This window comes from Streptococcus sp. oral taxon 058 str. F0407 (assembly GCF_000235485.1).
Classification (GTDB): Bacteria; Bacillota; Bacilli; order Lactobacillales; family Streptococcaceae; genus Streptococcus.
The window spans coordinates 520,409-547,378 of record NZ_JH378887.1 but is presented as its reverse complement, the minus strand read 5'-3'; the positions used below and the strand labels follow the sequence as shown (position 1 = coordinate 547,378).

General features: G+C 39.1%; 21 protein-coding genes and 1 other annotated feature. Of the genes, 1 reads left to right on the top strand and 20 read right to left on the bottom strand.

The features are described 5' to 3' along the window. Window positions 1-8: 8 nt before the first annotated feature. From HMPREF9184_RS04290 to mecA, 11 genes are all read right to left on the bottom strand, one after another. Window positions 9-884, bottom strand: coding sequence for a hypothetical protein (locus tag HMPREF9184_RS04290; protein WP_000588665.1), 876 nt, complete (start codon window positions 882-884; stop codon window positions 9-11). Next, entirely contained in the window at window positions 877-3,324 is a 2,448-nt protein-coding gene (locus HMPREF9184_RS04285) for a hypothetical protein (protein ID WP_001255530.1), read from the bottom strand. The genes HMPREF9184_RS04290 and HMPREF9184_RS04285 overlap by 8 nt, the downstream gene beginning before the upstream one ends. A 226-nt stretch (window positions 3,325-3,550) precedes the next feature. Further along, on the bottom strand, window positions 3,551-3,919 hold the full coding sequence (gene rplL, locus HMPREF9184_RS04280; RefSeq protein ID WP_001196963.1) for a 50S ribosomal protein L7/L12: 369 nt from the start codon (window positions 3,917-3,919) through the stop codon (window positions 3,551-3,553). Between the two features lie 74 nt (window positions 3,920-3,993). Continuing rightward, window positions 3,994-4,494: a 50S ribosomal protein L10 gene (gene rplJ / locus HMPREF9184_RS04275; protein WP_001287271.1), complete on the bottom strand. Its 501-nt coding sequence runs from the start codon at window positions 4,492-4,494 to the stop codon at window positions 3,994-3,996. Window positions 4,495-4,532: 38 nt separating this feature from the next. After that, window positions 4,533-4,668, bottom strand: a sequence feature (ribosomal protein L10 leader region). Window positions 4,669-4,729: 61 nt separating this feature from the next. Continuing rightward, the gene (locus tag HMPREF9184_RS04270; RefSeq protein ID WP_000870434.1) at window positions 4,730-5,989 is read right to left on the bottom strand and encodes a TRZ/ATZ family protein; all 1,260 of its coding nucleotides are present in this window, start codon (window positions 5,987-5,989) and stop codon (window positions 4,730-4,732) included. A 106-nt stretch (window positions 5,990-6,095) separates the two neighbouring features. Further along, window positions 6,096-7,844, bottom strand: coding sequence for an ABC transporter ATP-binding protein (locus HMPREF9184_RS04265; RefSeq protein WP_001254294.1), 1,749 nt, complete (start codon window positions 7,842-7,844; stop codon window positions 6,096-6,098). A 1-nt stretch (window position 7,845) separates the two neighbouring features. Continuing rightward, window positions 7,846-9,570, bottom strand: a complete 1,725-nt coding sequence (locus HMPREF9184_RS04260) for an ABC transporter ATP-binding protein (protein ID WP_000681726.1) — start codon at window positions 9,568-9,570, stop codon at window positions 7,846-7,848. 60 nt (window positions 9,571-9,630) lie between these two features. Continuing rightward, window positions 9,631-10,569, bottom strand: a complete 939-nt coding sequence (gene msrB, locus HMPREF9184_RS04255) for a peptide-methionine (R)-S-oxide reductase MsrB (protein WP_000818197.1) — start codon at window positions 10,567-10,569, stop codon at window positions 9,631-9,633. A 205-nt stretch (window positions 10,570-10,774) separates the two neighbouring features. Then, window positions 10,775-11,644 (bottom strand): homoserine kinase, encoded by an 870-nt coding sequence (gene thrB / locus HMPREF9184_RS04250; RefSeq protein WP_000692405.1) that lies wholly within the window; start codon window positions 11,642-11,644, stop codon window positions 10,775-10,777. A 1-nt stretch (window position 11,645) separates the two neighbouring features. After that, entirely contained in the window at window positions 11,646-12,932 is a 1,287-nt protein-coding gene (locus tag HMPREF9184_RS04245) for a homoserine dehydrogenase (protein WP_000216370.1), read from the bottom strand. 147 nt (window positions 12,933-13,079) lie between these two features. Continuing rightward, window positions 13,080-13,820, bottom strand: a complete 741-nt coding sequence (gene mecA, locus HMPREF9184_RS04240) for an adaptor protein MecA (protein WP_000782704.1) — start codon at window positions 13,818-13,820, stop codon at window positions 13,080-13,082. 122 nt (window positions 13,821-13,942) lie between these two features. On the opposite strand from mecA, the gene HMPREF9184_RS04235 reads away from it, so the two are divergent. Then, the gene (locus HMPREF9184_RS04235) at window positions 13,943-15,421 is read left to right on the top strand and encodes an oligosaccharide flippase family protein (RefSeq protein ID WP_000789713.1); all 1,479 of its coding nucleotides are present in this window, start codon (window positions 13,943-13,945) and stop codon (window positions 15,419-15,421) included. 49 nt (window positions 15,422-15,470) lie between these two features. On the opposite strand, the gene HMPREF9184_RS04230 is transcribed toward HMPREF9184_RS04235, so the two are convergent. The 9 genes from HMPREF9184_RS04230 to aroA form a co-directional block, all read right to left on the bottom strand. Further along, a complete protein-coding gene (locus HMPREF9184_RS04230; protein WP_000790871.1) occupies window positions 15,471-17,996 on the bottom strand; it encodes an MBL fold metallo-hydrolase in 2,526 nt (841 codons plus the stop codon). A gap of 36 nt (window positions 17,997-18,032) precedes the next feature. Beyond that, on the bottom strand, window positions 18,033-18,845 hold the full coding sequence (locus HMPREF9184_RS04225) for a LicD family protein (RefSeq protein ID WP_000004183.1): 813 nt from the start codon (window positions 18,843-18,845) through the stop codon (window positions 18,033-18,035). A 57-nt stretch (window positions 18,846-18,902) separates the two neighbouring features. Further along, window positions 18,903-21,062, bottom strand: a complete 2,160-nt coding sequence (locus HMPREF9184_RS04220) for a LicD family protein (RefSeq protein ID WP_001011692.1) — start codon at window positions 21,060-21,062, stop codon at window positions 18,903-18,905. Window positions 21,063-21,083: 21 nt separating this feature from the next. Next, window positions 21,084-22,052 carry a glycosyltransferase family 2 protein gene (locus HMPREF9184_RS04215; RefSeq protein ID WP_000969651.1) on the bottom strand — a complete coding sequence of 323 codons (969 nt, stop codon included), beginning with the start codon at window positions 22,050-22,052 and terminating at the stop codon, window positions 21,084-21,086. Beyond that, window positions 22,049-22,885, bottom strand: a complete 837-nt coding sequence (locus tag HMPREF9184_RS04210; RefSeq protein WP_001281452.1) for a LicD family protein — start codon at window positions 22,883-22,885, stop codon at window positions 22,049-22,051. The genes HMPREF9184_RS04215 and HMPREF9184_RS04210 overlap by 4 nt, the downstream gene beginning before the upstream one ends. A gap of 147 nt (window positions 22,886-23,032) precedes the next feature. After that, entirely contained in the window at window positions 23,033-24,307 is a 1,275-nt protein-coding gene (locus HMPREF9184_RS04205; RefSeq protein WP_000032492.1) for an LCP family protein, read from the bottom strand. Beyond that, window positions 24,304-25,152: a prephenate dehydratase gene (gene pheA, locus HMPREF9184_RS04200; RefSeq protein ID WP_000686391.1), complete on the bottom strand. Its 849-nt coding sequence runs from the start codon at window positions 25,150-25,152 to the stop codon at window positions 24,304-24,306. Before pheA ends, HMPREF9184_RS04205 begins: the two co-directional genes overlap by 4 nt. Then, entirely contained in the window at window positions 25,149-25,625 is a 477-nt protein-coding gene (locus HMPREF9184_RS04195; RefSeq protein WP_001151354.1) for a shikimate kinase, read from the bottom strand. The genes pheA and HMPREF9184_RS04195 overlap by 4 nt, the downstream gene beginning before the upstream one ends. After that, window positions 25,618-26,901, bottom strand: coding sequence for a 3-phosphoshikimate 1-carboxyvinyltransferase (gene aroA / locus HMPREF9184_RS04190; RefSeq protein WP_009755206.1), 1,284 nt, complete (start codon window positions 26,899-26,901; stop codon window positions 25,618-25,620). The genes HMPREF9184_RS04195 and aroA overlap by 8 nt, the downstream gene beginning before the upstream one ends. Between the last annotated feature and the right edge of the window lie 69 nt (window positions 26,902-26,970).

Below are 26,970 nucleotides of genomic sequence, written 5' to 3'. Positions count from 1 at the left end.
TAAATATACTAGCTCCATACAATCTTACTTAACTCAGAGCGCGTAAGTTCTCCACGTTGGAATTTTTCCCATGACTCCTCATAATTTATGTTTTTCATAGTTGCTTCTATTTTGAATTTTTTGTTATGTATATAATTTGATACCAGTGATTTATTAATTTTATCAAGTATATATTGAAGCAGTTTTTTCTGGAATAGTTTTCTCTGAATTTCATTATACAGTATATAACTATCTGACAGGTCATCTAAAGAAAAGTTAAGACCTAGACCTCTCAGTTTTCTAAGCAATAATTTAGTGTTTTTATCTCTATGAACGCTAAAATTATATGTTGGTACTTTTGGTGATTTAGATGTTGTATTATATTTTTCAGCCTGTTTTGCAAGCTTTGTAAAATGATTCTTTTTAAAACCTATTTCTCTTAAGTTAAAAGTGATTAACGTACCTTCGTTGATATCAAACTCAGAAATCTCATTCCTTCCTATCTTATAAAAAAATTTATTTTTCTTCAATATTCCCTTAACTTCACTAATATATATAGAACTAATGATTTTAGACGTGTTGCCTTGTTTATCGATTTGCTCTTCATATTCTGGTTTTATAAAAATGTATGCATTACCATAAATAGCCATGCTGTACAGAACTCTATCTATAATTTTTCCAAAATCGTAGGAAAAACGATATGTGGAAGCATGATTGAATAATTTAACAATTTTAGAGTCGTTCGGTGTAATTTTATAAAAATCTTCTCCATTATGCCTTCCTTCATTTAAAGAAAACTCGTATCCATAAAATAATTCTCTACAAATTTTTTGTAAATATAAACCATCTTCAGGATATTTATATAACTTTTCAATCATTTTACTTATTCTTGTATCCTTAATCATTTAACTTTTTCTCCCACGAAAAACTAGAATGAAGCCTCTTTTCCTCAGGGACTAGAGGATTAACGCAGATAACCCAAAATAATTCTGAAGGATTTGTTCTGAATCCATCATCCAAAATACTAGGGCAAAATACTTTTATTAATTTGCTATCGGTTTTAATCTTCGTTTCAAACATTGTGTTTTCAGTTTCTATGTTAGCAGTATTCTTTATTGCATTTACAACATAGTCATTCCACTTATCTTCTATGAGACCTCTTGAGTTCATAAAGCACATTAACCTTAGCTGATTTCTTAAATTCACATATTCCGTATACTGAATTGCAAGCTCTTTTGAATTTTCTTCATTATTATTTTGAAAAATTATTTCGGAAGTTTCTTTAACAATTTCACTCCATTCTTTATCATTAAAAAATTCACCCCATATTATTCCAAGACCACCAAGCTGTGCCCATTCAACAATCGGACAAGTAATCATATAATAAACATATTCTTTCCTATACGAATTTTTATTTTTACTAAAATATAATCTAATATATTCTTGATATAAAGGCATTATCTGAGTAATAATTTCAAAATTCTTTTTAAATTGTTTTTTATCTGAATTTACAATAGCTTCAATAGTATCTCTTGAGATTTGATTAAAGCATTCTCCTAAAAAGTCAGGAAATTCTCCTTCTCTATCCCAATTTTTTACAGTAAAAATACTTGAACATTTTCTATACATTTCTGGAATGTCTTGTTTGATTTCTCTAAATTTTTCTTTTAATTCATCCAATCTACTCTCTTCCCATGAATCTTCAGAATCAATATGACAACTAAATAGTTTAATCTCCAATTGTTTTGCAAATTCTAAAAAAATTGTCAACTCAGATTCGTACTTATAAAATTTAGAGATTAAAATACAAGCTTCATAATACATTTTTTTCTCAAAAATAATATTACTTAAGAAATATATATGTTCAATTCCTTCTTTTACTACATCATATAATAAATTTACATAATCAAATTCTTCTTTAGCTACATATTGCTTGATCAACCAAACAGGAGTAATACGTTGCTTCTCGACATTAATCTCTAACAATATTTTTTTAAAAATATCTATATCTCTTCTACCTCGAATAGTCTCTATAGAATTAAATGACTTTCCAGTATCAATTCCATCTATAATGGATTTACTTATTTTATCAATGTCTAGTGTCTTAATATAATCTCTTGATTCTAAAATAATATTTAAATATAGAACAGAAATATATTCAACAACTGCAATAAAGGAAATATTTTCTTCCTTATTTTGAATTTCAATAGACTTTTGAATAATGTTATTTATCCAGTCTAAATGTTCTAGATAATAGCTCGCTTCTTTGTATTTAATTGCAGATTGACAAATTTTATCTAATACAACTAAATAACTGTATACAGTTTCAAAATCTTTTTCTTTTATCAAGTAGTTTACACATGTCTTGTTTATAGTCATCAATTCATTTTCAAACCAATAAATATCTGCTTCTTCTTTTGTACTTAACGGCGTTCCCGTATCTAATGCTACTAATACTTCTATATTATCTGCTAAATGCCATTGTTGATATTTAGATTTTTTTCTAAACCAGAGTGAATCCTTTGGTAAACCCTGTTTAATTGACCAATATTTATTTATTAGTCCTAAATTTTTACACATAAAATTAAATACAGAAGAATTATCGGCTATGTCTGGATTACAACCATATTTTTGAATTATTTTTAGTAACTCAATTCTATTTGAAGTAACTTTTCTAAAATAAGCCTGATAGCTATTATCACTAACGTATATTTTATGTTTAAGATTTTTTGAAATTACTCTTTCTAAATATAAATGTGCATCATCTGATAATCTAAAAACATCAGATAACTGATAAATTCTATTCCCTGTAATTCCAAAGTATATAACTACAAGTATAGACCATATTATCAATACTGAAACAGTTGCCCAACTAACTTTACAATTCAATAATAATTCAACTAGTATAATTGTTCCATAAATAATAAAACTACTAATTACATCTAAACTCCTAACAGTCAAATGATCATATTGAAAAGCGATTGCAATTTTTTCAGGTGCATTAGCATATCTTGTGGAATATACACTTGAAATATTAGAGCAATACAAACCTAAAATCACACCAGCAACACCTAGTTCCCCCAAAATAACATCTCCTAATAGATTACTTTCTATTATCGTTGTTACACTAAAATTTAGAAGAATTCTATCAACTATCCCTAAAAGCAAAGCTAAAACAAATCCTTTTATTGCACCAGAGATAAATCTTGCAAAAAGAATATTTCTAAAAGATTTATACTCTTTGGATAATTGCCACTTACTATTTATTTTTAAACGTATTTTTTTAATATAAAAAATAAAATTTAATATTTTATTTCTAATACTCCAGTATATTGCTGATCTCATTTCTTTTACTCGTGTTTTCTAAAAAAAATACATTAGACATACAAACAATACTAAAATTTAATAACTAATATATTCATTATATCAAAAAAATAAAGAAAACCCCACCAAACATTTATTTGGTGGGGTTTTGGTGGGGAATGAAATCATTTTCCACCATATTTTCGCTATTTGACATTACGCAAAACCTTGCTAAGCTGGAATTTCGCAATGTAATTGCCTACTCTTATTATTTAAGAGTAACTGAAGCTCCAGCTTCTTCCAATTTAGCTTTGATTTCTTCAGCTTCTGCAGTTGCAACGCCTTCTTTAACAAGTGCTGGTGCACCGTCAACAAGTTCTTTAGCTTCTTTAAGTCCAAGACCAGTGATTTCACGTACAACTTTGATAACGCCGACTTTCTTGTCACCAGCAGCTGTCAATTCAACGTCAAATGAATCTTTAGCAGCACCAGCGTCAGCAGCACCAGCTGCAGCAACAGCTACAGGAGCAGCTGCAGTTACACCAAATTCTTCTTCGATAGCTTTTACAAGGTCGTTCAATTCAAGGATTGAAGCTTCTTTAATTTCAGCAATAATGTTTTCAATGTTCAATGCCATTGTTATTTCCTCCAAATATGTTTTTAAATTAATAATAGATTTTTCGTAGCCAGGCTACGCTGCGTAGCTTAAGATTAAGCTGCGTCTTCTTTGTTGTCTGCAACCGCTTTGACTGCAAGAGCAACGTTGCGCACTGGCGCTTGAAGTACAGAAAGGAGCATAGAAAGAAGTCCTTCGCGGTTTGGAAGAGTTGCAAGAGCAATAATCTCTTCTTTAGATGCGACAGCGCCTTCGATTGCACCACCTTTGATTTCAAGTGCTTCAGCGTTTTTAGCAAAGTCGTTCAAGATTTTCGCTGGTGCGATAACATCTTCGTTAGAAAATGCCACTGCAGATGGTCCAACAAATACTGATGCAAGATCTTCAAGACCAGCTTTTTCAGCTGCACGACGCAAGATTGAGTTTTTAATGACTTTATACTCAACTTCGCTTCCACGAAGCTCACGACGAAGAACTGTATCTTGCTCAACTGTCAAACCACGAGCGTCTACAACGACGATAGATGCAGCAGCTTTCATTTTTTCAGCTACTACGTCAACTAGTTCCGCTTTTTTAGCAATAATTGCTTCACTCATTAGTGTGTTCACCTCCGTAATTATTTTGCTTGGGGAATTTTTTCAAAAGAAAAACGCGCCCAAACCTAGACACGAAAGTACAATACGCTTCTTTTTACATGATACGTTTTGTCCTCGGTAGGATACTTATGAGTCGAGCTCCCCTACTGTCTTAGGCAGTTTTTTCAAACCGTATATAAGTATAGCATAGACAAAAAAAGAATGCAAGATTTTTGCAAACTTTTTTTGAATTTTTTTAAATCTCAACTGTCAAAACTTGCCCTTGCTTGACAACCAGCTCTCCAGCAATGTAGACATCATCAACATCACTGGATTTGACAGCATAAACGAGGTGAGAGAGCATATTTTCTTGAGGTTGGAGATGAATTTTCCCTTGTGGTTGGATGACCAGAAAATCTGCCTGCTTGCCAACTTCTAGACTTCCTATCTGTTCTTCCATTCTAAGAACCTTGGCGCCTTCTATCGTCAGAGCTTTGAGGGCTGTTTCGATTGGAAACTGACTGGCATCTCCACTCTTCATTTTCTGAAGGAGGGCGGCGGTCCGTCCTTCCTCAAACATATCTAGATTGTTATTGGAAGCGACCGAGTCCGTCGCAATTCCCACTGCTACTCCTGCTTTTTGGAGTTGGATGATTGGAGCAATCCCTGAAGCTAGTTTGAGATTACTGATAGGATTGTGGGCAATAGCCACTTGAGAGGTTGCCAAACGTTCAATTTCTCGCTCGTCTAGTTCGACCCCGTGAGCAAAGACAGAGGGATGGTCTAAGTAACCCAATTCTTCTAGAAAGGCGAGGGGACGTTTGCCGTATCGTTTCAGGATAATTCCTGATTCTTCCTTGGTCTCCGCAACATGGATATGGATAGGAATATTCAACTCTTTTGCCATGTCTAAACTCGCTACCAGCAAGTCTTTGCTACAACTGTAGGGAGAATGGGGTGCTACCATAACCTTGAAATTTGGATTTTCATATTCTAAGATTTCCTCTATGATGGCACGTGTTCTACTTATAGTCTCAGAAGTTGTTTCTACCTCTGAGGAAAAGAGGGTCGGTGAGAAATAACAACGCATCTTGGAAGCTTTCACTGCCTGATAAATTTGCTCCATATCCACACCATTGGGATTATACATATCGTTGAAGGTTGTTGTTCCTGACTGGAGCATCTCTGTCAAAGCCTGCTTGACAGCTCTTGTAGTCATGTCAGGCGTAAATCCTGCTTCTGCAGGCCAGATATAGTCATTGAGCCATTCATGGAGATTGCTATCATCTCGGATCCCTCTCAAACCTGTCATAGCAGAATGGGTATGGCAATTAACCAAACCAGGCATGATCCAAGCCCCTTGATAGTCTATCATCTGCTCTGCTTGATCTAAAATCTCTGGCTTCTCTTGACCAACATAGATAATTTGAGCATCCTTAACAGCCAAAAGGCCATCCAGATAAACATGGAAATCTTGGTCACAGGTCACGATATTTACATGCTGATAGACTTTCATTGATTTTCTCCTTCTAAGACCTTGATTTTTTCTAGCTATTGTAACAAAAAAGTCACCCGAAGGCAACTTTTAGTGTCATTAAGACTTTAAAATGGATAGGAATGGTTTATTCAGAGCTAAAAGCCGCAGCCTTTTGCATTTGGTAATACTTGCCCTTGTTAAGCATCAGGTCATGATGATTACCATACTCAACAATATCACCATCCACCAAGACTAGAATCAGATCCGCATCCTGAATGGTAGACAAGCGGTGTGCAATGATAAAACTTGTTCGCCCTTTCATGAGTTTTGCAAAGGCATCCTGAACCAACACTTCTGTCCGTGTATCAATGGAAGAAGTCGCTTCGTCTAGGATGAGAATCTTGGGAATAGCCAGAAAGACTCGGGCAATGGTCAAGAGCTGGGCTTGACCGACAGAGAGAGATTCACCTGCATTTTCCAATTTGGTATCATAGCCTTGGGGTAACTGTTGGATGAAAAAGTCTGCATTGGCTACTTTTGCAGCAGCAATCACCTGCTCCCGGCTAGCATCAGGATTTCCAAAGGCAATATTGTCATGAATGTTCCCTTGCTTGAGCCAGGTTTCCTGTAGCACCATACCAAACTGCTGTCTCAATGATGCTCGGGTATAATCGTAAATAGAACGACCGTCTAACAAGATATCTCCTGAATTAATAGGATAAAAACGCATGAGGAGATTGATAAGAGTTGACTTACCAGCACCTGTCGGACCAACGATGGCCACCTTGCTACCAGCTGGGATATCGATAGACAAATCCTTAATCAAGATCTTTTCAGGATTGTAGCCAAAAGAAACATGCTTAAAGGAAATGGCTCCCTTAACTTGGTCACTGGTCAAGATTTCCTTACCCGTTTCAACAACCTCAGGACTTTCTAAGACAGCATAGACACGCTCTGCGCAAGCGAGAGCACTTTGCAACTCGGCTAGAACTGAAGAAATATCATTAAAGGGCTTGGTATACTGCTGAACATAATTCAAAAAGGTCACTAAACGTCCGATAGTCACGGTTGAACCCATCATGATACGATAAGCTCCCACTCCAGCTAAAAGGGCATAAATGAGCGCATTGACAAAGCGAGTCGAAGGATTGACCGTTGAGGAGTAAAAGATGGCTGACTGAGAATAGTCTGCGTAGTTGTCATTAGCTTCACGCAGCCTTTGGATAAACTCTGTTTGAGCATTAAAAGACTGGATAATAGTCTGCTGGCTAAGTGATTCTTCAATTAATTGTGTCTGAATTCCCCTTGTCTCTGTTTGCTTTTGGAAGAGATGATAGGATCTCTTGGCAATAAAGCGTGAAATCACCATGGATAGTGGCGTCAACATCAAGACCAATAGGGTCATGAGGAGATGAATTTGGAGCATGGCTAGAATACTAACCAAAATCATCAATACACCAATGAAGAATTGGTTAAAAATCATGGTCAAGCCAGCTGCCAACTGTTCTATATCCGTGGTTACACGACTAACCATCTCCCCACTACCTTGCCAATCCACAAAGGCAATCGGTAAATGATGGAGCTTATGGATTATTCGCTCTCGCAAGTCTTTGGTATAAGAGAAGATTAGACGATTATAGAGGAGAGGATTGGCCCATTGAACTAGGGTATTTCCTATGACCACCAATACCATCTGAATGAAAATCTGCCAAAAAACTGGTGAAGAGCCAGTCACTAGGACCTGGTCAATGACCTGCCCAATCAGAATAGGTAGGTAGATTGATAAGCCAACTTGAGCAATAGTTCCTAGAAAGGCTAGAAAAAGGAGGAAGGGGTGACTTGCAAGGTCTTTAGCCAAACGTGTGAGCGTCTGGTTTGCAGTTTGTCGTCTCATGCTAGTTCTCCTTTCCATGTTGGGATGCATTGATTTCACGATAGACTTGACTAGTCTTCATCAAGTCCTCATGCTTGCCGACAGCTAGAAGCTCCCCTTTTTCCAAAAGGAGAATCTGGTCAGCCATCTGTAAAGTCGAGGTTCGTTGAGAAATCAAGATTAAGCTCGTGTTTGGTAAGTTTTCGCGGATAGCTTTCAAGAGCTTGGACTCGGTAATGGTGTCGAGGGCCGAGGTCGCATCATCTAGGATGAGAAATGGAGCTTGGCGCAAGACTGCTCGAGCGATCGACAGCCGTTGTTTTTGTCCACCTGAGAAATTTCGCCCTCCTGCCTCAACTAGGGCATCCAAGAGTCCTTCCTTTTCACTGACAAAATCCTTTGCTTGTGCTATTTCCAAGGCCTGCCAGAGTTCTTGGTCAGTTACTTCTTGGTTGAAACCTAGAGTCAAGTTGGAACGTATGCTCCCCTTAAAGAGTTCAACTTTTTGGGGAACATAGGCAATCCAAGACCGCCACTCCTCCAAATTAAGAGGACTACGTCCATCTCGATAAAGGTCAATACTTCCCTTATCTGCTGGATAAAGACCAAGTAAGACTTGTACCAAGCTTGATTTACCAGAACCAGTTCCCCCAATGATACCAAGGATTTGCCCTTGAGTCATATCAAAGGAAATATCTCTCAGAGAAGGCTGAGCCGCATCAGGATAGGTAAAGGTTAATTCTTGGACTTGTAAAACCTGATTACTGGTGGCTTGCTTTTGTTCTAACTCTGAATGGATATCTTCTGGACCTTCAGCAAAGACTTCCTCGATTCGCTTAGCTGAGATGTAGGACTGGTTGAGAGAATTAATCAGCATGGCTAGCTTGACCAATTCCACCAAGATCTGCAAGAGGTAGTTGATGAGAGCAATAAGAGCACCTTGACTAAGCAAGCCTCCTTGAATTGAGATATAGCCCTGCCAGATGACGACAAGGAGGGTCCCATTGACAATCAGATAGGTCAGAGGGGTTAATAAACTGGACCAGAAACCTGTTTTCTCTTGCAATCTAGCATAAACTTGGTTAAGGGTTTGAAAAATCTGTAACTCTCGTTTTTCTTGCCCAAAGGCACGAATGACCCGCATTCCTTGTAATTGCTGGCGCGTTTCCTGAACCAGTTGGTCTGTTTTCTTTCTGAGACTGCTGTAGAGAGGATTGACTAGACGAGAGAGCCCTACAATGACAATGGTCAAAATGACAACCATGACCAAAAACCAGAAAGTCAGTTCAGCCGAGATGCGATAGGCCATAAAAATGGCCCCAAAAACGATAATAGGCGCTCTCAAAAAGAGACGCAGGAATTGATTGATACCAGTCTGAATCTGATAGGTATCCGATGTCAAGCGAGTCACCAAGCTAGAAGTTGTCAAACGGTCTCTGCTTTCCTTGGGCAAGGAAAGAATATGACGATAGAGGTCGTCTGTCAGTTCTTTGGCAAATCCAACCGCTGCCTTAGCTGAGTAAAACTGAGCTACCAAGGCCACTACAACACCAATCACTGCAAAGATAAGGAGCAGGCCAATCTGCATCCAGAGATGTCCTTGATCTCTCTGAGGCAAAGATTGGTCAACAATCCCAGCAATCACCATGGGAACCAAGAGCTCAAAAACAGCTTCTAGCAGCTTGAACAAGGGAGCTAAAATGGATTCTTTGATATAGGGTTTGAAGTAAGATAGTAAGTGTTTCATAGATCCTTTCTATTCTTATTCTGGAAATGAAGAAAATGGGAAGCGCCCACCCTCTCAGTTTTATTTGTTTAAGTAAGGCAATAAATAGCCGTATCCTGCCTCTTCCATCTCATCCTTGGCCACAAAGCGCAAGGAGGCCGAATTGATACAGTAACGGAGACCACCTAACTCCTGCGGTCCATCTGTGAAAACATGGCCCAAGTGAGCATTACCTGACCGAGAACGAACTTCGATTCGCTCCATACCATGGCTCAGGTCCTTGTAGTAGTGAATCAATTCCTTGGAAATTGGACGGCTAAAACTTGGCCAACCACATCCTGAGGCAAACTTATCCTTAGCGAAAAAGAGTGGCTCACCCGTCGTGATGTCTACATAAATCCCTTCTTCAAAGGTTTGGTCATAGGCATTGGTAAATGGAGCCTCTGTAGCAGCTTCTTGGGTAACACGATAAGACTCTTCGGTTAAGCTTTCCTTTAACACCTCTTGACTAGGCTTTTCATAGTTAGAGGCATCAATCAATGGCTTCTCAGCATCAGTCACATCGATATGACAGTAACCAGAAGGATTCTTCTTGAGATAGTCTTGATGGTAATCTTCAGCTAAAATGTAGTGGCGAAGTTTCTCCACTTCTACTGCAATCTTTCGACCAAGCATGCGCTCCTGCTCCTGCACCACTGTGTAGATAGCTGGCAAGTCTGTTTCATCTTGGTAATAGATCCCAGTTCGATATTGGCGGCCACGGTCATTCCCTTGCTGGTTGATAGACAAGGGATCGATGACTCGGAAATAATAAAGCAAAATCTCTCTGAGTGACACTGCCTTCTCATCGTAAATCACTTGAACCGTTTCTGCATGGTCTGTTTTCTTGAGTAGCTGGTAATTGGTCGTTTCGACTTGCCCATTAGCGTAGCCAACACTGGTCGCCAGCACTCCAGAAATTCGAGAAAAATACTCCTCTAAACCCCAAAAACAACCACCTGCTAGATAAATTTCTGCCATCTTTGTTTCTCCTTTATCAAGTTTTTAACTAATACTCTTCGAAAATCAATTTCAAACTACGTCAGCGTCGCCTTACCGTACTCAAGTACAGCCTGCGGCTAGCTTCCTAGTTTGCTCTTTGATTTTCATTGAGTATAAACTTCTTTTCAAAAAAAGGATAGGAAGCCCCGCTAATCGAGACTTTCCCCATCCTATCTTCTATTCTTTATTTTGCTTCTACACGGACACCTTGGGTATCAACTTTTAGGTCATGCAATTTCCCTTTGAAAGACTGCTTTTGCAATTCAGCTTTAATCTTGGGCATCTTGTCATGAGAAGCCAGAACCATAACTGTCGGTCCAGCACCAGAGAGGTAGGTCGCATAAGCTCCATTTTCCTTGGCTACTTGCTTAATCGTCGCAAATTCTCTCACCAAGTCCTGACGATAGCGTTCGTGGAAGAGGTCTCCCTCAATCGCTTGGCCAGCAGTCACCATATCTCCTGCCAGTAAGGCTGCAACCGCTACATTAGCAATCGAACTTGCCGCAACAGCTTCCTTGTAGGACAACTTTTTAGGCAAGACACCGCGGCTGTCTCGGGTGCGTAATTCATAGTTTGGAATGTAGGCTAGGAAATCACACTCTGGGAAGTCTGCTACAATCGCTGAAACTTTCCCTTCAACAGAACTTGCAATAACGAGATTACCATAGATAGCAGGAGCCACATTGTCAGGATGCCCTTCAATCTTAGTAGCCAGCTGCAATTTGTCATGGTCAGATAAGTTGAGCTTGCCCAGTTGGTTGGCTAGTTCAATTCCAGCAACAATGACAGAGCTAGAAGAACCCAAACCACGCGCCAAGGGAACATCACTGGTCATTTTCAGGCGTCTTGGTTGCAGGTCAGGAGCAATTTGTAAAGCAATCTTGAGTAAAAGGTTGCGCTCATCGTGGGGAATCCATTTGCCGATCTGATGTTCAATCAACCACTCATCTCGTTCTTCACAGACCTCAATTTGAAGATACTTAGTAACAGCTACACCGACCGAATCAAAACCTGGCCCGATATTGGCACTGGTTGCAGGTACAATAATCTTCATCCTATTCTCCTAACACCTTGAAGGTATTCAAGAGGTCAAATTCTGATACCTTGGTCAACTCAGTTGAAACCTTTTCAAGCTGGGCTTTATTGATCTTATGTGTAATGATGACTACACGCGCCTTGTCCCCCTCTTTTCCGTCTTGAAGGATTTGCTTGAAGGAAATATCTTGAGCGTTGAAGATTTCAGCCAGTTTCAAGACCTGACCTTTTGAGTCTAGAGCCAAGATTGAGAAGTAGTAATTGGCTTTGACATCCTCAGGCTTAGCCAAGACCAAGTCACGACTATATTCGTTGAAGTATTTACCGATGGTACCATCATTCAAGCGACGAACGATACGGACAATATCCGCTACAACACTTGTTGCAGTTGGTTTTTGACCAGCACCTGGTCCGTAGTACATAGACTCGCCAATACCGATAGATTCTACAAAGACGGCGTTCATCACGCCATTCACGCTGGCAAGTGGGTGTGCTTTAGGCAGGAAGGTTGGAGTCACTTCTGCGGCAATACCTGAAGGAGTTTCTTCAATAGAACCAACCAATTTCACAACATAACCAAGGTCTTGGGCTACAGCCACATCTTCTGGTGTGATATTGCGGATCCCCTTGTGGGCTACATCGTCAAACGCAACCTTCATGCCAAAGGCAAATTGGCTTAAAATGACCATCTTGTAGGCCGCATCAATTCCGTCTACGTCATTTGTAGGGTCACTTTCTGCAAATCCTAGGCGTTGCGCTTCAGCCAGAGCATCATCGTAGGACCAGCCTTCTTCGACCATCTTGGTCATCATGAAGTTAGAAGTTCCGTTAACCACACCAAGGACACGAGTGATTTTGTCAGAAGCCAGCGAATTTGCCAACGTACGAAGAATTGGAATCCCACCAGCTACTGCTGCTTCGTAGTAGAGTGCTACCTTGTTAGCTTTAGCGATTTCTAACAATTCTGCACCATGGACAGCCAAAAGGTCCTTGTTAGCAGTAACAACGTGTTTTCCAGCTTTCAGGGCACGAGTGATAAAGGTCTTAGCAGGTTCGATACGCCCCATCAATTCCACTACAATCGTAATGTCCTGATCTGATAAAATATCATCTACATTGGTTACAAAGTTAAAGTCATTCCCTGCTGCAAGCAAGCGGTTCTTTTCATCTTCATCCTTGACCAATACCTTGGCAACTTCAATCTCCGAATGAGCTGACTGAACGATTTTTTCTCCATTTTCCTTTAGGAGGAATGGCACACCACTTGCAACGGTACCAAATCCAAGTAAAGCAATTTTAACTGTCATGTTTGTCTCCTAGAAATTTTCTGATATAGCCATTATAACAGAATTTTGTGAAAATTCCTATTATAGTAAATCACTATTTCAGTCTAGTAAAGAAAAAACGAATCCCATGATTCGTCTTTCTTGATAAATGAAAATTGATTTTAAAAATTATGAACGAATCTTTTGCAGACCGAGAACTGCGTCATGGTTAATCAATATTTGCCCATACTCTTGCAAGACTGAACGACTGATGTCACTGTCGTCTGCAAACTCACGCATACGAGCCAAGAGCCAGGCTGGATATGGACTAGGATGATTTTCCACATCGACTAAGATTGTCAAATAGTAGTGTCCATTCATCTTATAGAGTTCAGATGTTTCCATCTGGTAGTTAACCGTCTTTGCAAAAGCAACCAAGTCAGCAAGGCTTGCAAAGCGCAGGATATAGTAGATATAAGGTTCTTTCTTACTCTCAGTCTCCTTGTCTGCCTGCTCTTGCTCTTCTTCCTTTGCTTCGACCTGCTCTAGAGATTGGATGGCCTCAATATCGTCCTTGGTCTTATCTGCAATGCTCTTTTCCAAGGTTTTGAGAAATTCATCTGGCGACATTTGGGCCAATTCTTCCATGTCTGGTAGGTCTGCCAAATCCTCAAAATCCAAATTCTGGTCAATTTTGGACTTGGTTACAAAGACGTCCACCTTATCTGGTTTTGGCGTCACACGGAAACTCAGCATGCCACTATCCAAAAAATTGTCTGGCATCTCTAATTCATCTAAAATAGCATAGAAAAACTCTTCGGTTTTTTCCTGTGGAACGAGAAAATCTGCAATCTCCATTCCCCGATCCATCAAATCATCTAAAGTCATCGTGATTTTCAGTGTTGTATCACTAATTTGTTTCATCTTCATATCTAGTAACCTCATACTTTCAGTCTATCTATTATACTAGATTTTTACGATTTTATCAAAAGAATGGCGCTGGAATGTGATATAATACTAGAGATGATTTTAGATTTAAGAAAGAAAGTTCAATGAAAAATATAAAAGTTAATGCATTGGCCAGCTTGCTGGTCAATATTCTCAATATCGTTTTTCCTCTGATAACCAACCCTTATCTGACTCGGATTCTCAGCAAATCCAACTACGGTTATTTCAATACCGCTAATACCTGGGCTAGCTTTGTCGTTCCACTAGCTGCCTTTGGTATTTACAACTACGGGATTCGTGCTATCAGTAAGGTTAAGGACGACAAGAATAAAATCAACTATGTCTTTTCTAAGTTGTTTTATATTTCGGTTTTCACTTCTCTCCTGACGACTGGTATCTACTTCCTCTTTATCTTCTTTGACACCAGCATTGAGAACCTGAAAGTCCTTTACTATATCCTAGGAGCTCAGGCACTCTTCCAATTTCTCAATATCGAATGGATGAACGAGGCTTATGAAAACTATGCTTTCATCCTCTACAAGACATTGATTATTCGGATTACCATGCTGGTCGCTATCTTCGCCTTTGTCAAAACTGCTGATGATATTGTCCCCTACGCTATCGTCATGACTGCGACAACTATCCTCAATTACCTCCTCAGTTTTCTTTGGATCAAGAGAGAAGTTTCCTTTGTCAAAATTGGTTTCATCGAGTTAGCTAAGGCTTCTAAACCACTCTTTACTATGCTTCTCTTGGCAAATGCCAATATGCTCTATACCTTGCTTGATAGAATGTTTATCACCAAGGGACCAGATGAAAACTATATTTCTTATTATACAATTGCCTATAGCATCGTCATGCTAATTGCTGGTGTCTTAAGTGGAGCTATCAGTGTCAGCATTCCACGTCTCGGCTACTACCTCGGGAAAAAGGATTACAATTCTTATAATTATCTTGTAAATCAAGCGGCATCATTATTCTATTTTCTCATGGTTCCAACTAGTTTTGGGATTATGATTTTGGGAAAGTACGCAACGGTTATCTACTCTTCTGAAAAGTATCTTGAGGCAGGTATTGTGACCAGTGTCTTCGCCTTTCGAACCATTATCTGGGCTATTGAATTGATCCTTGGTAAGCAAATTATCTTTATCAATGACCACGAGAACCGCTTAACCGCTTTCTACTTTGCTGGTGGTGGAGCAAACCTCCTATTAAATAGCATCTTGTATTTCAATAATATTTTTGCCCCTGAGTATTATATTGCTACTACCATTATTGCAGAAGCCATCGTTGTTCTCTTAGAAATTCATTTTATTAGGAAACACCAACTGATTAGTTTAAAAGAAATTTTTGTGACCTTAACACGTTATGGCCTCATATCCCTTGGATTTATCCCGATCTTCTATATTTTCAAGATGATTTTCCAAATCAGTTCCTATACGGTAAACCTCAATATGATTCTCATGGTTCTCTCTACCATAGCTACTTGTGGAATCTACTATCTCTTAACACTCTTTCTCACTAAGGATAAAACACTTCACTATGCACTGAACCTAGTATTAGCTAAGATCAAAAGAAACTAAAAGAACACCCTACTGATAAACGAACGTTTACTAGTAGGGTGTTTCTTATTTACTCTTTTTCTTTCTTGTCAGAAGTATTGGCTTCTAGATTTGAATCTTGTTTTGGCTGTTCAGCAATAGAGGAACTAGCTTCTTGCTTCTTCTCTGACTGATCTACTTCGCCATTTACAGCAGCAACAGCCTGTCTCCAGATGCCTTCCTCGTTTACCTTATAACCATCCGGTGTGGTAGCATTTTTCAACAAGGAACCATCTGTTTGGAAATAGTACCAATTACCGTCAATTCGTTTCCAACCGGTCTGCATAGCTCCTGATTCATCAAAGTAATAATGATCACCATTTACTTTATGAAGGCCAACCAACATGATGCCATCTTCAGGATTGAGATAATACCAGATTCCTTTATCCTTTATCCAACCTGTTTTCATAGCTCCATTTGATTCAAAGTAACGGTAATGATTATCAAACCATTTCCAGCCTATCTGCATGGCACCTGATGCACTAAAGTAATATTGCTTACCATCCACTTGATGGAGGCCAACCAACATGGTTCCTTCCTGAGATTCAAGGTAATACCATTTCTCATTATCCTTAAACCAACCAGTTTTCATAGCCCCTGAGTCAGCGTAGTAATGCCAGTGTTTATCAAGCCATTGCCAGCCTGTTTGCATGGCACCGCTGGTATTCAAATAGTAGCGCGTACCGTTGATTTCTTGTTTCCCAGTCTGCATAATACCATCTTGATTTAGGTAATACCATTTCTCATTATCCTTAATCCAGCCAGTTTTCATAGCTCCTGAGTTCGCATAGTAATACCAATTGTTCTCTAGCCATTTCCAGCCTGTTTGCATGGCACCGCTAGCGTTCAAATAGTAACGAACACCATTTATATCTTGTTTTCCAGTGAGCATGATACCATCTTTGTCCAGATAATACCAAGTATCCTGATCCTTGATCCATCCAGTTTTCATAGCTCCAGAACTTGCAAAATAGTTCCAGTGACCATCAACAAAGGCCCAACCGGTTTGCATGACACCTTCTTGATTAAAGTAGTATGTGCTTCCATTGATATTCTTTTTACCGATAGTCCGTAGCCCATCCTCATCATAGAAATACCAATCTGAATCAATCTTTTGCCAAGTTGAAGGCTTACCTGCTGTTTGGAGTGCACCACTGTCTGCAAAGAACATCTTCTTGCCATTAAAGAATTGATTTCCTGTTAGCATCTTTCCATCTGCTGCAAAGAGATATTTCTTCCCTCCAATTTCAGAAAGCTCACTAAATCGTCTAGCCCCATTTGATTGGATATAATACCAAAAGCCATTCAGCTTGAACCAACCACCTGTTTGCATTTTACCATTTGAGTTGAGATAGTAATCATTCCCCTTAGCATTTTCTCCCCAATCATCATTAAGGTGAAGCCAACGGCTTGCCTGCATTTGCCCTTTTCCATTAAAGAAGTAAGTGGCTCCGTCAATCTCTCTCCAACCGATAGCCATTTCCCCATCACTTAAACGATATTTCCAGTAGCTGCCTTCTTGATACCATTTTTCGTTAACTACAGGGATGTCAGGAAAGAGATTAGAAACATTAGCAAATCCGCTATCACTAATATCAAAAACGGTAGCGTCTTGAGTTTGGCTAGAAGCATGAAGAACCTGAATATTTTTCTTTTGGAGATATTCTCTGGTTGAAGCAACATTAATGTCACCTCCAGTTGTTTGAATAATCATCTTTGGCGATAGGTTTTCAAGAAAATTAATCGTATTTGAAATTGTCGCATCATAATGATGGTTCCATTTCATCATATCAACCTTACCAATAACAGGACCTAACTTATCTTCCGCTCCTTCTGCGTTATCCAAATCTCCACCAAGATAGATTCTCTTTCCTGCCACAGTCACCACTGAAACGATTGAGTTTGAGTTATCATCTCGAACTTTTTTCAGGTTGCCATCAGCATCATATTCATTTTTATAATTATAGAGTTGGATATCCATATCACCTAATTTAAAGTGACTATCCTCATCTGTAATATTCTGAATAAGAGTAACCCCTCGTTTTTGTGCGGCTCTCAAAGCATTATCGTAATTAAAAAGGTTATCCCAGAGTCCCCAGTTTGCTGTGATCCGATCATCTGAATATTTTTTCAAATAAAACTTATCAACCTGGTAACGATTAAGTATTTCGTCCGCTCCACCAATATGGTCACTATGGACATGAGTTCCTATGATAAAATCTAATTTTTTAACACCTATTTGATCTAGATGGCGAATCAATCGATCCTCCAATACTTGATAATTTCTCATAGAAATTCCCCAGCGGCTTGGATACCTTGGGTCACTCCCATCAGGGAAGTCATAGTCTTCACCCATATCAATCAATGCATAATGACCATTACTTTCAAGAAGGATTGCATCACTCCCAGATTTTGCTTTAGTATTTATAAAATGGATACGATTACCCGAACCAGCAGTAATGGTGTCTGCATCAACTTGTTGTGATAAACCAATCAACACAAAAAGGAAAGCAAGTAAACTATAACTGACTGATTTAATTAATCCTTTATTCTTCATCTTGAACACTCCTTTCTCGATGAAAACAATCTCTTACTAATCAATCCAATAATTCTTATCAGTTCCTGGAACCTGTTGTTCAACAGGTGGTGGAGTCATATAATCTGCTCCAAATTCGTAGGCAAGAATTTCATGGTATTTTCTCGGAGCCTTCACTACGATGTTTTCGTATGGCATATCAATCAGATCATAGAGCCATTCTTTTTTGATTCCCGCTGGAAAACTAGGATCAAATATCGTACAAGTAAGATCTGTAGCTTGATTTACACTATATTTTAAAGCAAGATTCTCTAATTTTTGATTCCAAGTTTGTGGAGAGCTAAGACGGAAAATAGCTGACCCAATATAGCGAGGCAGATTTTTTATCCCCCCATTTTCTGATTTAATTCCTTTGAAATTCAAAGAAGAAAGGCGGACAAAATGTTTATAGAGCTTCATTTTCTTACAATCACTTTCCTCCGTCACGACACCATCGTATGGAAAAATGTCAACACAAGTTCCCAATACGACTGTCGAGTCCAGAAGATCAGCATCTCTACGTGTTCTAATATCATGGACACGCATATAACTGTACGGATAGCCTTTTGTTTCTCTAAATGAAATCAATTTGTAGTAGGGATGATTCTCATTTTTTAAAACCTTATAAAGTTTTTCAAATTCATCTCGCGCCAAGGAAATATCCGTATCATCATCCCAAGGGATAAATCCTTTATGGCGAACAGCTCCTAGTAAGGTTCCAAAATCAATAAAATATTTAATCTGATGCTGTTCACATAGTTCATGTAGATACTTTAAAATATCCAACTCCACTTGTTTTATTTCTTCAAGACTTAAAACTCTCTCAGACATACGTTTTATTCTCCTAATTCCGACTAATTCTTTAAACGATTTTTAACTGCGATTTGCTTACTTAGAACTTTTAGTGATTTTCCACAGTTTAAAATCATGGTGAGATACTCTTTGTTCAAGAGGGGGCAATTGCATGTAATCTCCATAGTCAGAAGTCAAAATTTCATGGTAATGTTTTGGAATCATAAATTCCTTGCCTTCAAACGTTCCCACAATCACTTGTTCTAACCACTCACGTTTCCAAACTGGCTTATTCATATCCTTATAAATCAAATAATCAACTTGCTCGTAGTCAGCAACTGCTCTAGATTTAGCAAGTTCATCAATTTGCTCAACATACTTATTCGTATTTGTGAAATAGAAAATGACAACAGAAATATAACGAATCAAAGAATTCAGTAGACTTTTTGTATTTGTAATTCCTTTAAAAGTATAACAACTCAATTGACGTTTCTTTATCAGTTTCGTCATCTTATTTTTAAAATCTGCGTCATCTTCGTATCCATCCACAGGGAAAATATCTACATAGATTCCCATATTTGAATCGATGCGAACATCTTCTTCTAGCAAGTAAGTATGGTTATCCTGCACTTTCATAAAAGGATAGACATAGTTGAGGTTATTTTTATAAGACATAACCTCATAACGTTCATCAGGGTTAGCGATAAGGTAATCTTGTAGTTTCTCATAGTCTTCTCTTAGCATGCAGATGTCCATATCATCATCCCAAGGAATGAAACCTTTATGGCGAACCGCACCAATTAGACTTCCATAAGCTAAGAAATACTTAACACCAATTTTCTGACAAACTTCATGAATGTACTCCATGATTCCTAGTTCCATCTGTTGAATTTCACTGACATCTGTTACTTCCTGATACCGAATTCCTTCATCCCGTTTGCAAACCACTAGTCCATAACCGATTGCCAACCAAAAGATGATATTGATAAAGTTGGTAGAGTACATAATCTGACTCTCAAACAACTGACCAAACAAGATACCGAAGAAAAGAATCATAATCAATTTGTCAGTATTTTTCTTGGAAACAATCAAATAAGTTAAAAAGCGCTTGATAACATAACCCAATATAAGAAGGAAGGATACTAATCCTAGAACTCCCGAACTAACAAATATGGTCACAAAAATGTTATGGAAGTTCCCACCAATGAGAGAATTTTGAATCTCAAATTTACTGAAATATTCTGTGTAGTAATCTGGAACATTCCGTACACCATAACCAAAAATTGGTTTGGCACTTCCCATTTTAATAGCATTTTTCCAAATATAGGTCCTACCACTTGGTGTTGTTTCAATTAAATGGAGTTCACCAGTCTTCTTGGTAACAGACGAATCTGTCTCAGCGTAGGATTGTCCTTTGTTTAAGTCAAAAACAGTCGCAGTTTCAGATGAGATATAAATTGAAGTTGCATAACTTAATCCAATATTGGTAGCGGTAATCAGCAAACCAGCAACAATAAAAGTAAGGAATCGTTTAACGATACTTCCTCTAGTAGCAAAGAAACTATAAAGTCCAATCATGAGGAGTAAAGAAAGTAAGGCTCCTCGACTTTGCATAGTAGCGAAGTAAACTAATTGAATCACATTGTTCAGTTTAAGGTATACAGAATATTTACTTCCTTTGTGGATCAAATACATAGCTAAAATAATGCTAATGTATGAAAAAATCGCACTAGCATTAGGATTGACAATCCCCCACAGACGTCCATTCATGACACCATAGTAATAAGATTGCTCGCCAATCTTAAATAGGATAAGGACTCTACTTACTAATAAACCAAATGCAAAGATTGCGGAAGAGAAAGAAATAATTTGAACTGTATAGGCAATCCAGTCAAATAATTTTTTGAGTTGACCCGATTGTAACATGGTAAATAATAAAACATAGGTTACCATAAAAAGTATTTCAATCACATTCCCAATCAAATGTCCGGAGCGATTGAATACTGCTGATAGCAGATGACTCCCAGATAACAAGCCAAATAAGGCCAAAAACTTTCGATCTACTGTAATCTGTTTCCACTTAAACAACAGTGTGTAGCAAATATAAAGTACAACAATCGCTGACAATCCCTTATAGATTGGATTTGCTACCTTATAAACTAGTGAACTCATACTTAAAATCGAAATGAAAACAAACAGATATGAAATCCATAATTTTGATTTTTCAAAGTATTCATCCATTTTTGAAAAATTCATTTTCAACTCCTTCTCATGATATTAGTTTTTTAATCCAACAATTTTCTTATATAGCCATGGAGAAATGACAAGTGAAAGAATCGCTACCTTGCGAAAAGTGGTGAAATAAGCATCCTTCCATATTTCACGTCGATGCTGAACAATCCAATTCCTCAGCTCGGTTTTCTCCTTTTGATACTCTTCAGATGAAGTAAAGATAATTTTATCGTAAACTGTGATGTACGACCAACATTCTCTATTTATTAATTCGTATTTTAAATTAGGAAAGACTTGTGAAACTTGAGCAATTATTTGCTTATAAACTTCTATCGTGTCAAATACATGCTGGTTAACAGATGTTGTTGCACTTCCCTCACGATGATCATAGTAATAAACAGGTTTGTCAATAAATACGCTACTGCATCTTGTCTTTAGTAGCAATTCAGTTAAAAACAAGGCATCTTCAGCTAGGTGATAATTTGTATTAAACTTTTCATCCGCAAGCAGGTCTCTCTTAAACAGTTTTGCAACTGGAAAAAATGACGTTCTGGTAGTCATCAGTAGTTCCTTCATGGTTTCTTCTGTTGACCAGAGTTCTGTTTTTCCAGAATGTGGAGGTAAGTCTGTCACAATGCCGTTTTTAATATGGTGTAGAGGAGCAATTACAAAGCCTATATTTTCCCCCTCAACTGCACTAGCTAAAGTAGCTAGATAATCTTTAGTAACGAAATCATCGCTATCAATAAAGGTGATCCAAGCACCCGTCGCTAGCTGAATTCCCATATTTCTCGCATTTGAGACTCCAGCATTTTCGATATGATAAACCTTGATATTCTCATGCAGAGAGGCTAAATTCTCACAGATCAGTCCGCTGGAATCGGTAGAGCCATCGTTGATTAGGATTAACTCAAAATGGGCATAAGTTTGATGAAGAATTGACTCCACACATCGCTCCAGATAGGCTTCTACATTGTAGACTGGAACGATAACGCTGATTTTTTCTTCCATCATGCTCCATATTCTCCCTTGTACTCTGTGTAGCTCTTGTCCATGTCTGCTATAATGGCATCATGATGCGGTACTTGCTTGTCCGCTGGTGGCGGTGTCATATAATCCCCAAAAGCAGTGCTGAGATAGGCATCATAACCGACCGGAATGGGCATCTCAGTTCCTTCGAATGGCAAGAAGAGATTGTCTTCAAAGGATGCGATTGGATATTTGTTTCGCATGTAGCCAGGCCCTGAGCATAATTCCGTGATTCCATCGCTCTCAGCCAGACCATACTTGGTCATTTCTTTTTCAGCTTTTTTCCAAATGCGATAACGTAGAGATTTGGGAGTCAAACCGAGTAAGATACGACTTCCCCATTTCATGACTGCACCATGCTTTTCTGGAACAGTTTGCGCACAGAAAAGGGAATAAATCAAGGCCCAGCGAACCTGTTTCTTGCGCTCAGCTGGATTTTTAGGATAATAATCCAAAGGCAAAACGTCCAAGGCCAAACCGTGTGGCAAATCCAAATCCTTCTGATAAGGCTTGATACAGGTCGTTTCCTTATCACGAATGGTAATAAAAAGGTTACGGTCTACAAAATCCTTGTGACTCTTTGACAAGAAATAGCGCTCATCTGCATAACGTGGCCATAGTTCGGCTAACTTTTCATAGTCCTTGCGAGGCATGAAAAAATCTAGGTCATCATCCCAAGGAATGAAGCCCTTGTTGCGAAGGGCACCAATCGCTCCTCCACCACAGAGATAGCACAACAAATTATGTTCTTTACAAAATGCGACGAAATATTCAGCCATTTCCAGACTACGAGCCTGAATCGCTTTCAAATCACTCATGTCTCTCCTCTTCTGTCCAATAACGAGTTATATCGTTTTATTATACCATAAAAAAGCCTTAAAAATCCATCAGATACCGTAAAAAATCAAAGCCCAATCCACCATTTTTACTAGTGAATGAAGCTTTGATTTTCATTTATTTACATCTTATCTCATTCCCATTTGGGCGAGTTTAGTCTGATATTTGTTTTGGTCGACAAGTAGACCTTGTCCTCCGTAGACATCATAAGCGTCTACCCAATCGCCAAGTTCTGGCACTGTCAACCTTTCAATACCATTCTGTGCGCCTTCGATAACTGACAAACCATTGGTCAACAAGAAGCTATACGGTAGATTGGTTGAAGTCATTCCAAAGACCTTTCCAAGCGCCTCTGAACCTGTAAAGAGTTTGGTCGGGTCTTTGATTTGCTCAAGAACAGCTGACATGACCTGCTGCTGACGTTTGGTACGGCCATAGTCTCCTTCATCATCATCACGGAAGCGAGCGTAGTTAAGTAAGGTTGAGCCATTCATTTGTTGCTTGCCAGCCCGAATTGTTTGAGTTGGTGATTCCGTTTCTGTTGCATGAAGATCATCTCCAACTGTAGCTTCTTTCAGAGGTTGACCATTCAATGTTGAGAATTGAGCATCGATGGTCACCCCATCAGGAAATAGAGTATCAATTGCAGTTGCAAAGGCTTGAAAATCCACTAGAGCATAGTACTTAATGTCCAAATCAAAGTTATCTTTTAAAACCTTGCGAACCATTTCTGCTCCTTTTTGTCCCTCCTGCTCTCCAAGTTCATAGGCTACGTTGAGTTTGTTATCCCTCTGCTTCTTTCCATTCACAATCTGGCTGTAGCTATCAATATAGACTAGGTTGTCACGCATGAAGCTGACTAGCTTGATCTTCTTATCCGAACCACTAACATTCAACACCATAATCGTGTCTGTGCGAGTTTCTGCACTGTTTTGACCAATACGGCCATCTGTCCCCATGATTAGGATATTCACCCCGTCTTTAGTATCTTGACCATTAAACACTTCAACCTGAGCTGCCCGTGCATTGGAAGGATTTTTAGTAGAATTTGTGGACTGGAAACCTCGAAGGAACATAATAATCATGCCCGCAGCCACACAGGTTATCAACAGTAAAAGCCAAATTAGAACTCGTTTAAAAAATCTTCTTGGTTTCTTCTTTTTCACTTTTGGAAGAGAGGGAATTTTCTGATGTCTATTCGAGCGACTTTGATTGGAATACTCTGGAATCCCAATGTCCGTCCCTCGATTTTCTTCCCTTTCTTTAGAGGGTAATTCACCGTTCATTTTTCTTTTCAGATAGTCAAATTCTCTCTTTTCTCTGTCATTTAGGTAATGAATATTCTTAAAAAGGTAGTCATAACGTAACTGCTCATGATGACTTAAAGGGCTTTCTTTGCTCATAGGTTCTCCTTTCCTAGGTCCCTTATGGTGAAAATAGGGTAGGTTCCCAATATCTTGTACTGGATCCCAATTGTTTCTAGTTCTTGTCTGGCAAAATGAACCAGCTCTTTGGCACTATAATCTACATCAATAATGAAAAAATATTCTCCCAAGGCTGTTTTCAAAGGGCGACTTTCAATCTTTGTTAAGTCAATCCCTCTCCAAGCAAAGGTCGAAAGTGCCTTGTAAAGAGCACCGGGAAGATTGTCCGGTAAGGTTAAGGCCAAACTCATTTTTTCTGAATAGGCATCCAAAGGAATGAATGGTAAATCTACACCCAAAACCCAAAAACGAGTGAAATTGGCTTCCATTTCCTGAATATCCTCTGCAATCAGTTTCAAGCCATATTCTTCAGCTGAACTTTTAGGAGCAATGGCTGCGTAAGGTTGGTCTGGATGTTCAGCGATGAAGCGGGCTGCATAGGCTGTACTTGCCGTCACTTCAAGCTGGGCTTCTGGGTAATGCTCATCTATGAATTTCTTTCCTTGAGCCAGAGCTTGAGGGTGGGAAAAGATTTTCTCAATCTTTGACTGACCAGGAACTGCCATCAGTTGCTGATGAATGGGTTGTACTATTTCTGCAACAGCCTGAATGTCCGACTGATGAAAAAGATAGTCCAAGCTTTCATGCACACTTCCCTCAATGGAGTTTTCAACTGGCACCACCGAATAGTCCACCAAGCCTTGTTCATAGGCCTTGATGACATCTGTGATGTTGGCAAAGGCTTGTAATTCCTCATGAAGAAAAGCGGTCTGCACAACATGGTGCGAAAAAGATCCTTTAGGACCTAGATAGGCAATTTTCATCTCAGTTCCTCTATAATTTCCTCTGGGCTTAGCTTAGTCACATCTAGAACACGACTGGCTACTTCCTCGTACCAAGCCTGTCTTTCTTGAAAAATCCCTCGCAACTCTTCCTTACTGTTGTTGAGAAAAAGTGGCCGTTGATTGTCCTTATCAGTTGCGATACGTTGGTAGAGGGTTTCAAAGTCCGATTTTAGATAAATGTTATCAGAATTAGTCTTCAGTAAGTCACGATTTCTCTGAGAAACGACTACTCCTCCACCAGTTGACACAACTCGGTCCGTTTTTAGTAAGTCCGCTAAAACTTCTGACTCCACCTGACGAAAGGCCGCTTCTCCCTTTTCAGCGAAGAAATCCGCAATGGATATGCCCAAACGTTCCTCGATTAAGGCATCCATATCGATGTAGTCTGGGTCCAATCCTCTAGCGATTGTCGACTTGCCAGCTCCCATAAATCCGAGTAATACCTTAGCCATGAATCAAGCTCTCCAAGTCATCAAAGAAGCTAGGATAGCTGGTATTGATGGCTTCAGCACGGTCAAGCTCCACCTCTCCATCTGCAACCAAGAGGGCCGCAATAGCAGTCATCATTCCGATACGATGGTCGCCAAACGTATTGACTCTCGCACCATGAAGGACTGATTTCCCTTTGATAACCATTCCATCTGCTGTAGGTGTGATATCCGAACCCATGCTATTTAAGGCGTCAGCCACCACCTGAATGCGGTCGGTCTCCTTGACCTTAAGTTCCTCAGCATCCTTAATAACTGTGACACCTTGTGCTTGTGTCGCCAGAAGGGCAATAATGGGCAATTCATCAATCAAACGGGGAATCAAAGCTCCCCCAATTTCTGTTCCTTTCAAGTCAGAAGACTCGACAGTTAGGGTTGCAGATTTTGCGACTGGATCAATTTCAGTTATTTCTAGTTTTCCACCCATGGCGCGAATGACATCAATGATACCAGTACGCGTTTCGTTAATGCCCACATTCTTCAGAACCACACGAGAATTTGGAACAATCAATCCAGCAACTAACCAAAAGGCTGCACTGGAAATATCTCCTGGAACGATAACCTTTTGTCCAGTCATTTTTTGCGGTCCTTGTACTGTGATTTTCTTTCCGTCCACACTTAAATGACCACCAAATTGCTGTAGCATATCTTCTGTGTGATTTCGTGTACATTCTTTCTCGATAATAACTGACTCCCCCTGAGCCTGCAAAGCCGCAAACATCAAGGCAGACTTGACTTGGGCAGAGGCGATTGGCAACTCATAGTGAATTGGTGTTAGGTTTTTAGTACCTTTCAAGTGCAGAGGAGGCAAGTCTCGCTCAGTTCGCCCTGAAATGCTAACGCCCATTTTTTTCAGTGGAATCGTCACGCGGTCCATAGGGCGTTTAGAAAGACTATCATCTCCAAACATCTCTACTTCGAAGTCTGCACCAGCAAGTACACCTGAAATCAGACGAATCGAGGTTCCAGAATTCCCCATATCCAAAGCATGTTGCGGAGCTTTAAGGCCATCCATCCCAACACCTTGAATAGTAATCACATCGTCTGTATCCTCAATTTCAACACCAAGGTCACGAAAAACTTGTATAGTCGAAAGCACATCCTCTCCACGCAAAATATCATAAACCTTGGTCTCACCCTCAGCCAAACTTCCAAAGATAACCGAACGGTGGCTAATAGACTTGTCACCTGGAACTCGGATACTGCCATGTAAGTGGCGAATGTTTGTTTTTAGTTTCATAGTTGACCTCATACTTGCAATACTTTTTCTTATTTTATCACAAAAAAGCCAGAAATTCCTGAAATTTCT

Bases quoted from the DNA above. Each gene is read 5' to 3' on its own strand.
- HMPREF9184_RS04245 (WP_000216370.1), bottom strand. From the start codon at position 12,932: ATGACAGTTAAAATTGCTTTACTTGGATTTGGTACCGTTGCAAGTGGT.
- HMPREF9184_RS04285 (WP_001255530.1), bottom strand. From the start codon at position 3,324: ATGAGATCAGCAATATACTGGAGTATTAGAAATAAAATATTAAATTTT.
- HMPREF9184_RS04215 (WP_000969651.1), bottom strand. From the start codon at position 22,052: ATGATGGAAGAAAAAATCAGCGTTATCGTTCCAGTCTACAATGTAGAA.
- HMPREF9184_RS04205 (WP_000032492.1), bottom strand. From the start codon at position 24,307: ATGAGCAAAGAAAGCCCTTTAAGTCATCATGAGCAGTTACGTTATGAC.
- HMPREF9184_RS04225 (WP_000004183.1), bottom strand. From the start codon at position 18,845: ATGTCTGAGAGAGTTTTAAGTCTTGAAGAAATAAAACAAGTGGAGTTG.
- mecA (WP_000782704.1), bottom strand. From the start codon at position 13,820: ATGAAGATGAAACAAATTAGTGATACAACACTGAAAATCACGATGACT.
- HMPREF9184_RS04265 (WP_001254294.1), bottom strand. From the start codon at position 7,844: ATGAGACGACAAACTGCAAACCAGACGCTCACACGTTTGGCTAAAGAC.
- HMPREF9184_RS04210 (WP_001281452.1), bottom strand. From the start codon at position 22,885: ATGAGTGATTTGAAAGCGATTCAGGCTCGTAGTCTGGAAATGGCTGAA.
- thrB (WP_000692405.1), bottom strand. From the start codon at position 11,644: ATGAAGATTATTGTACCTGCAACCAGTGCCAATATCGGGCCAGGTTTT.
- aroA (WP_009755206.1), bottom strand. From the start codon at position 26,901: ATGAAACTAAAAACAAACATTCGCCACTTACATGGCAGTATCCGAGTT.
- HMPREF9184_RS04195 (WP_001151354.1), bottom strand. From the start codon at position 25,625: ATGGCTAAGGTATTACTCGGATTTATGGGAGCTGGCAAGTCGACAATC.
- msrB (WP_000818197.1), bottom strand. From the start codon at position 10,569: ATGGCAGAAATTTATCTAGCAGGTGGTTGTTTTTGGGGTTTAGAGGAG.
- HMPREF9184_RS04230 (WP_000790871.1), bottom strand. From the start codon at position 17,996: ATGAAGAATAAAGGATTAATTAAATCAGTCAGTTATAGTTTACTTGCT.
- HMPREF9184_RS04260 (WP_000681726.1), bottom strand. From the start codon at position 9,570: ATGAAACACTTACTATCTTACTTCAAACCCTATATCAAAGAATCCATT.
- rplL (WP_001196963.1), bottom strand. From the start codon at position 3,919: ATGGCATTGAACATTGAAAACATTATTGCTGAAATTAAAGAAGCTTCA.
- HMPREF9184_RS04220 (WP_001011692.1), bottom strand. From the start codon at position 21,062: ATGAATTTTTCAAAAATGGATGAATACTTTGAAAAATCAAAATTATGG.
- HMPREF9184_RS04235 (WP_000789713.1), top strand. From the start codon at position 13,943: ATGAAAAATATAAAAGTTAATGCATTGGCCAGCTTGCTGGTCAATATT.
- pheA (WP_000686391.1), bottom strand. From the start codon at position 25,152: ATGAAAATTGCCTATCTAGGTCCTAAAGGATCTTTTTCGCACCATGTT.
- rplJ (WP_001287271.1), bottom strand. From the start codon at position 4,494: ATGAGTGAAGCAATTATTGCTAAAAAAGCGGAACTAGTTGACGTAGTA.
- HMPREF9184_RS04290 (WP_000588665.1), bottom strand. From the start codon at position 884: ATGATTAAGGATACAAGAATAAGTAAAATGATTGAAAAGTTATATAAA.
- HMPREF9184_RS04270 (WP_000870434.1), bottom strand. From the start codon at position 5,989: ATGAAAGTCTATCAGCATGTAAATATCGTGACCTGTGACCAAGATTTC.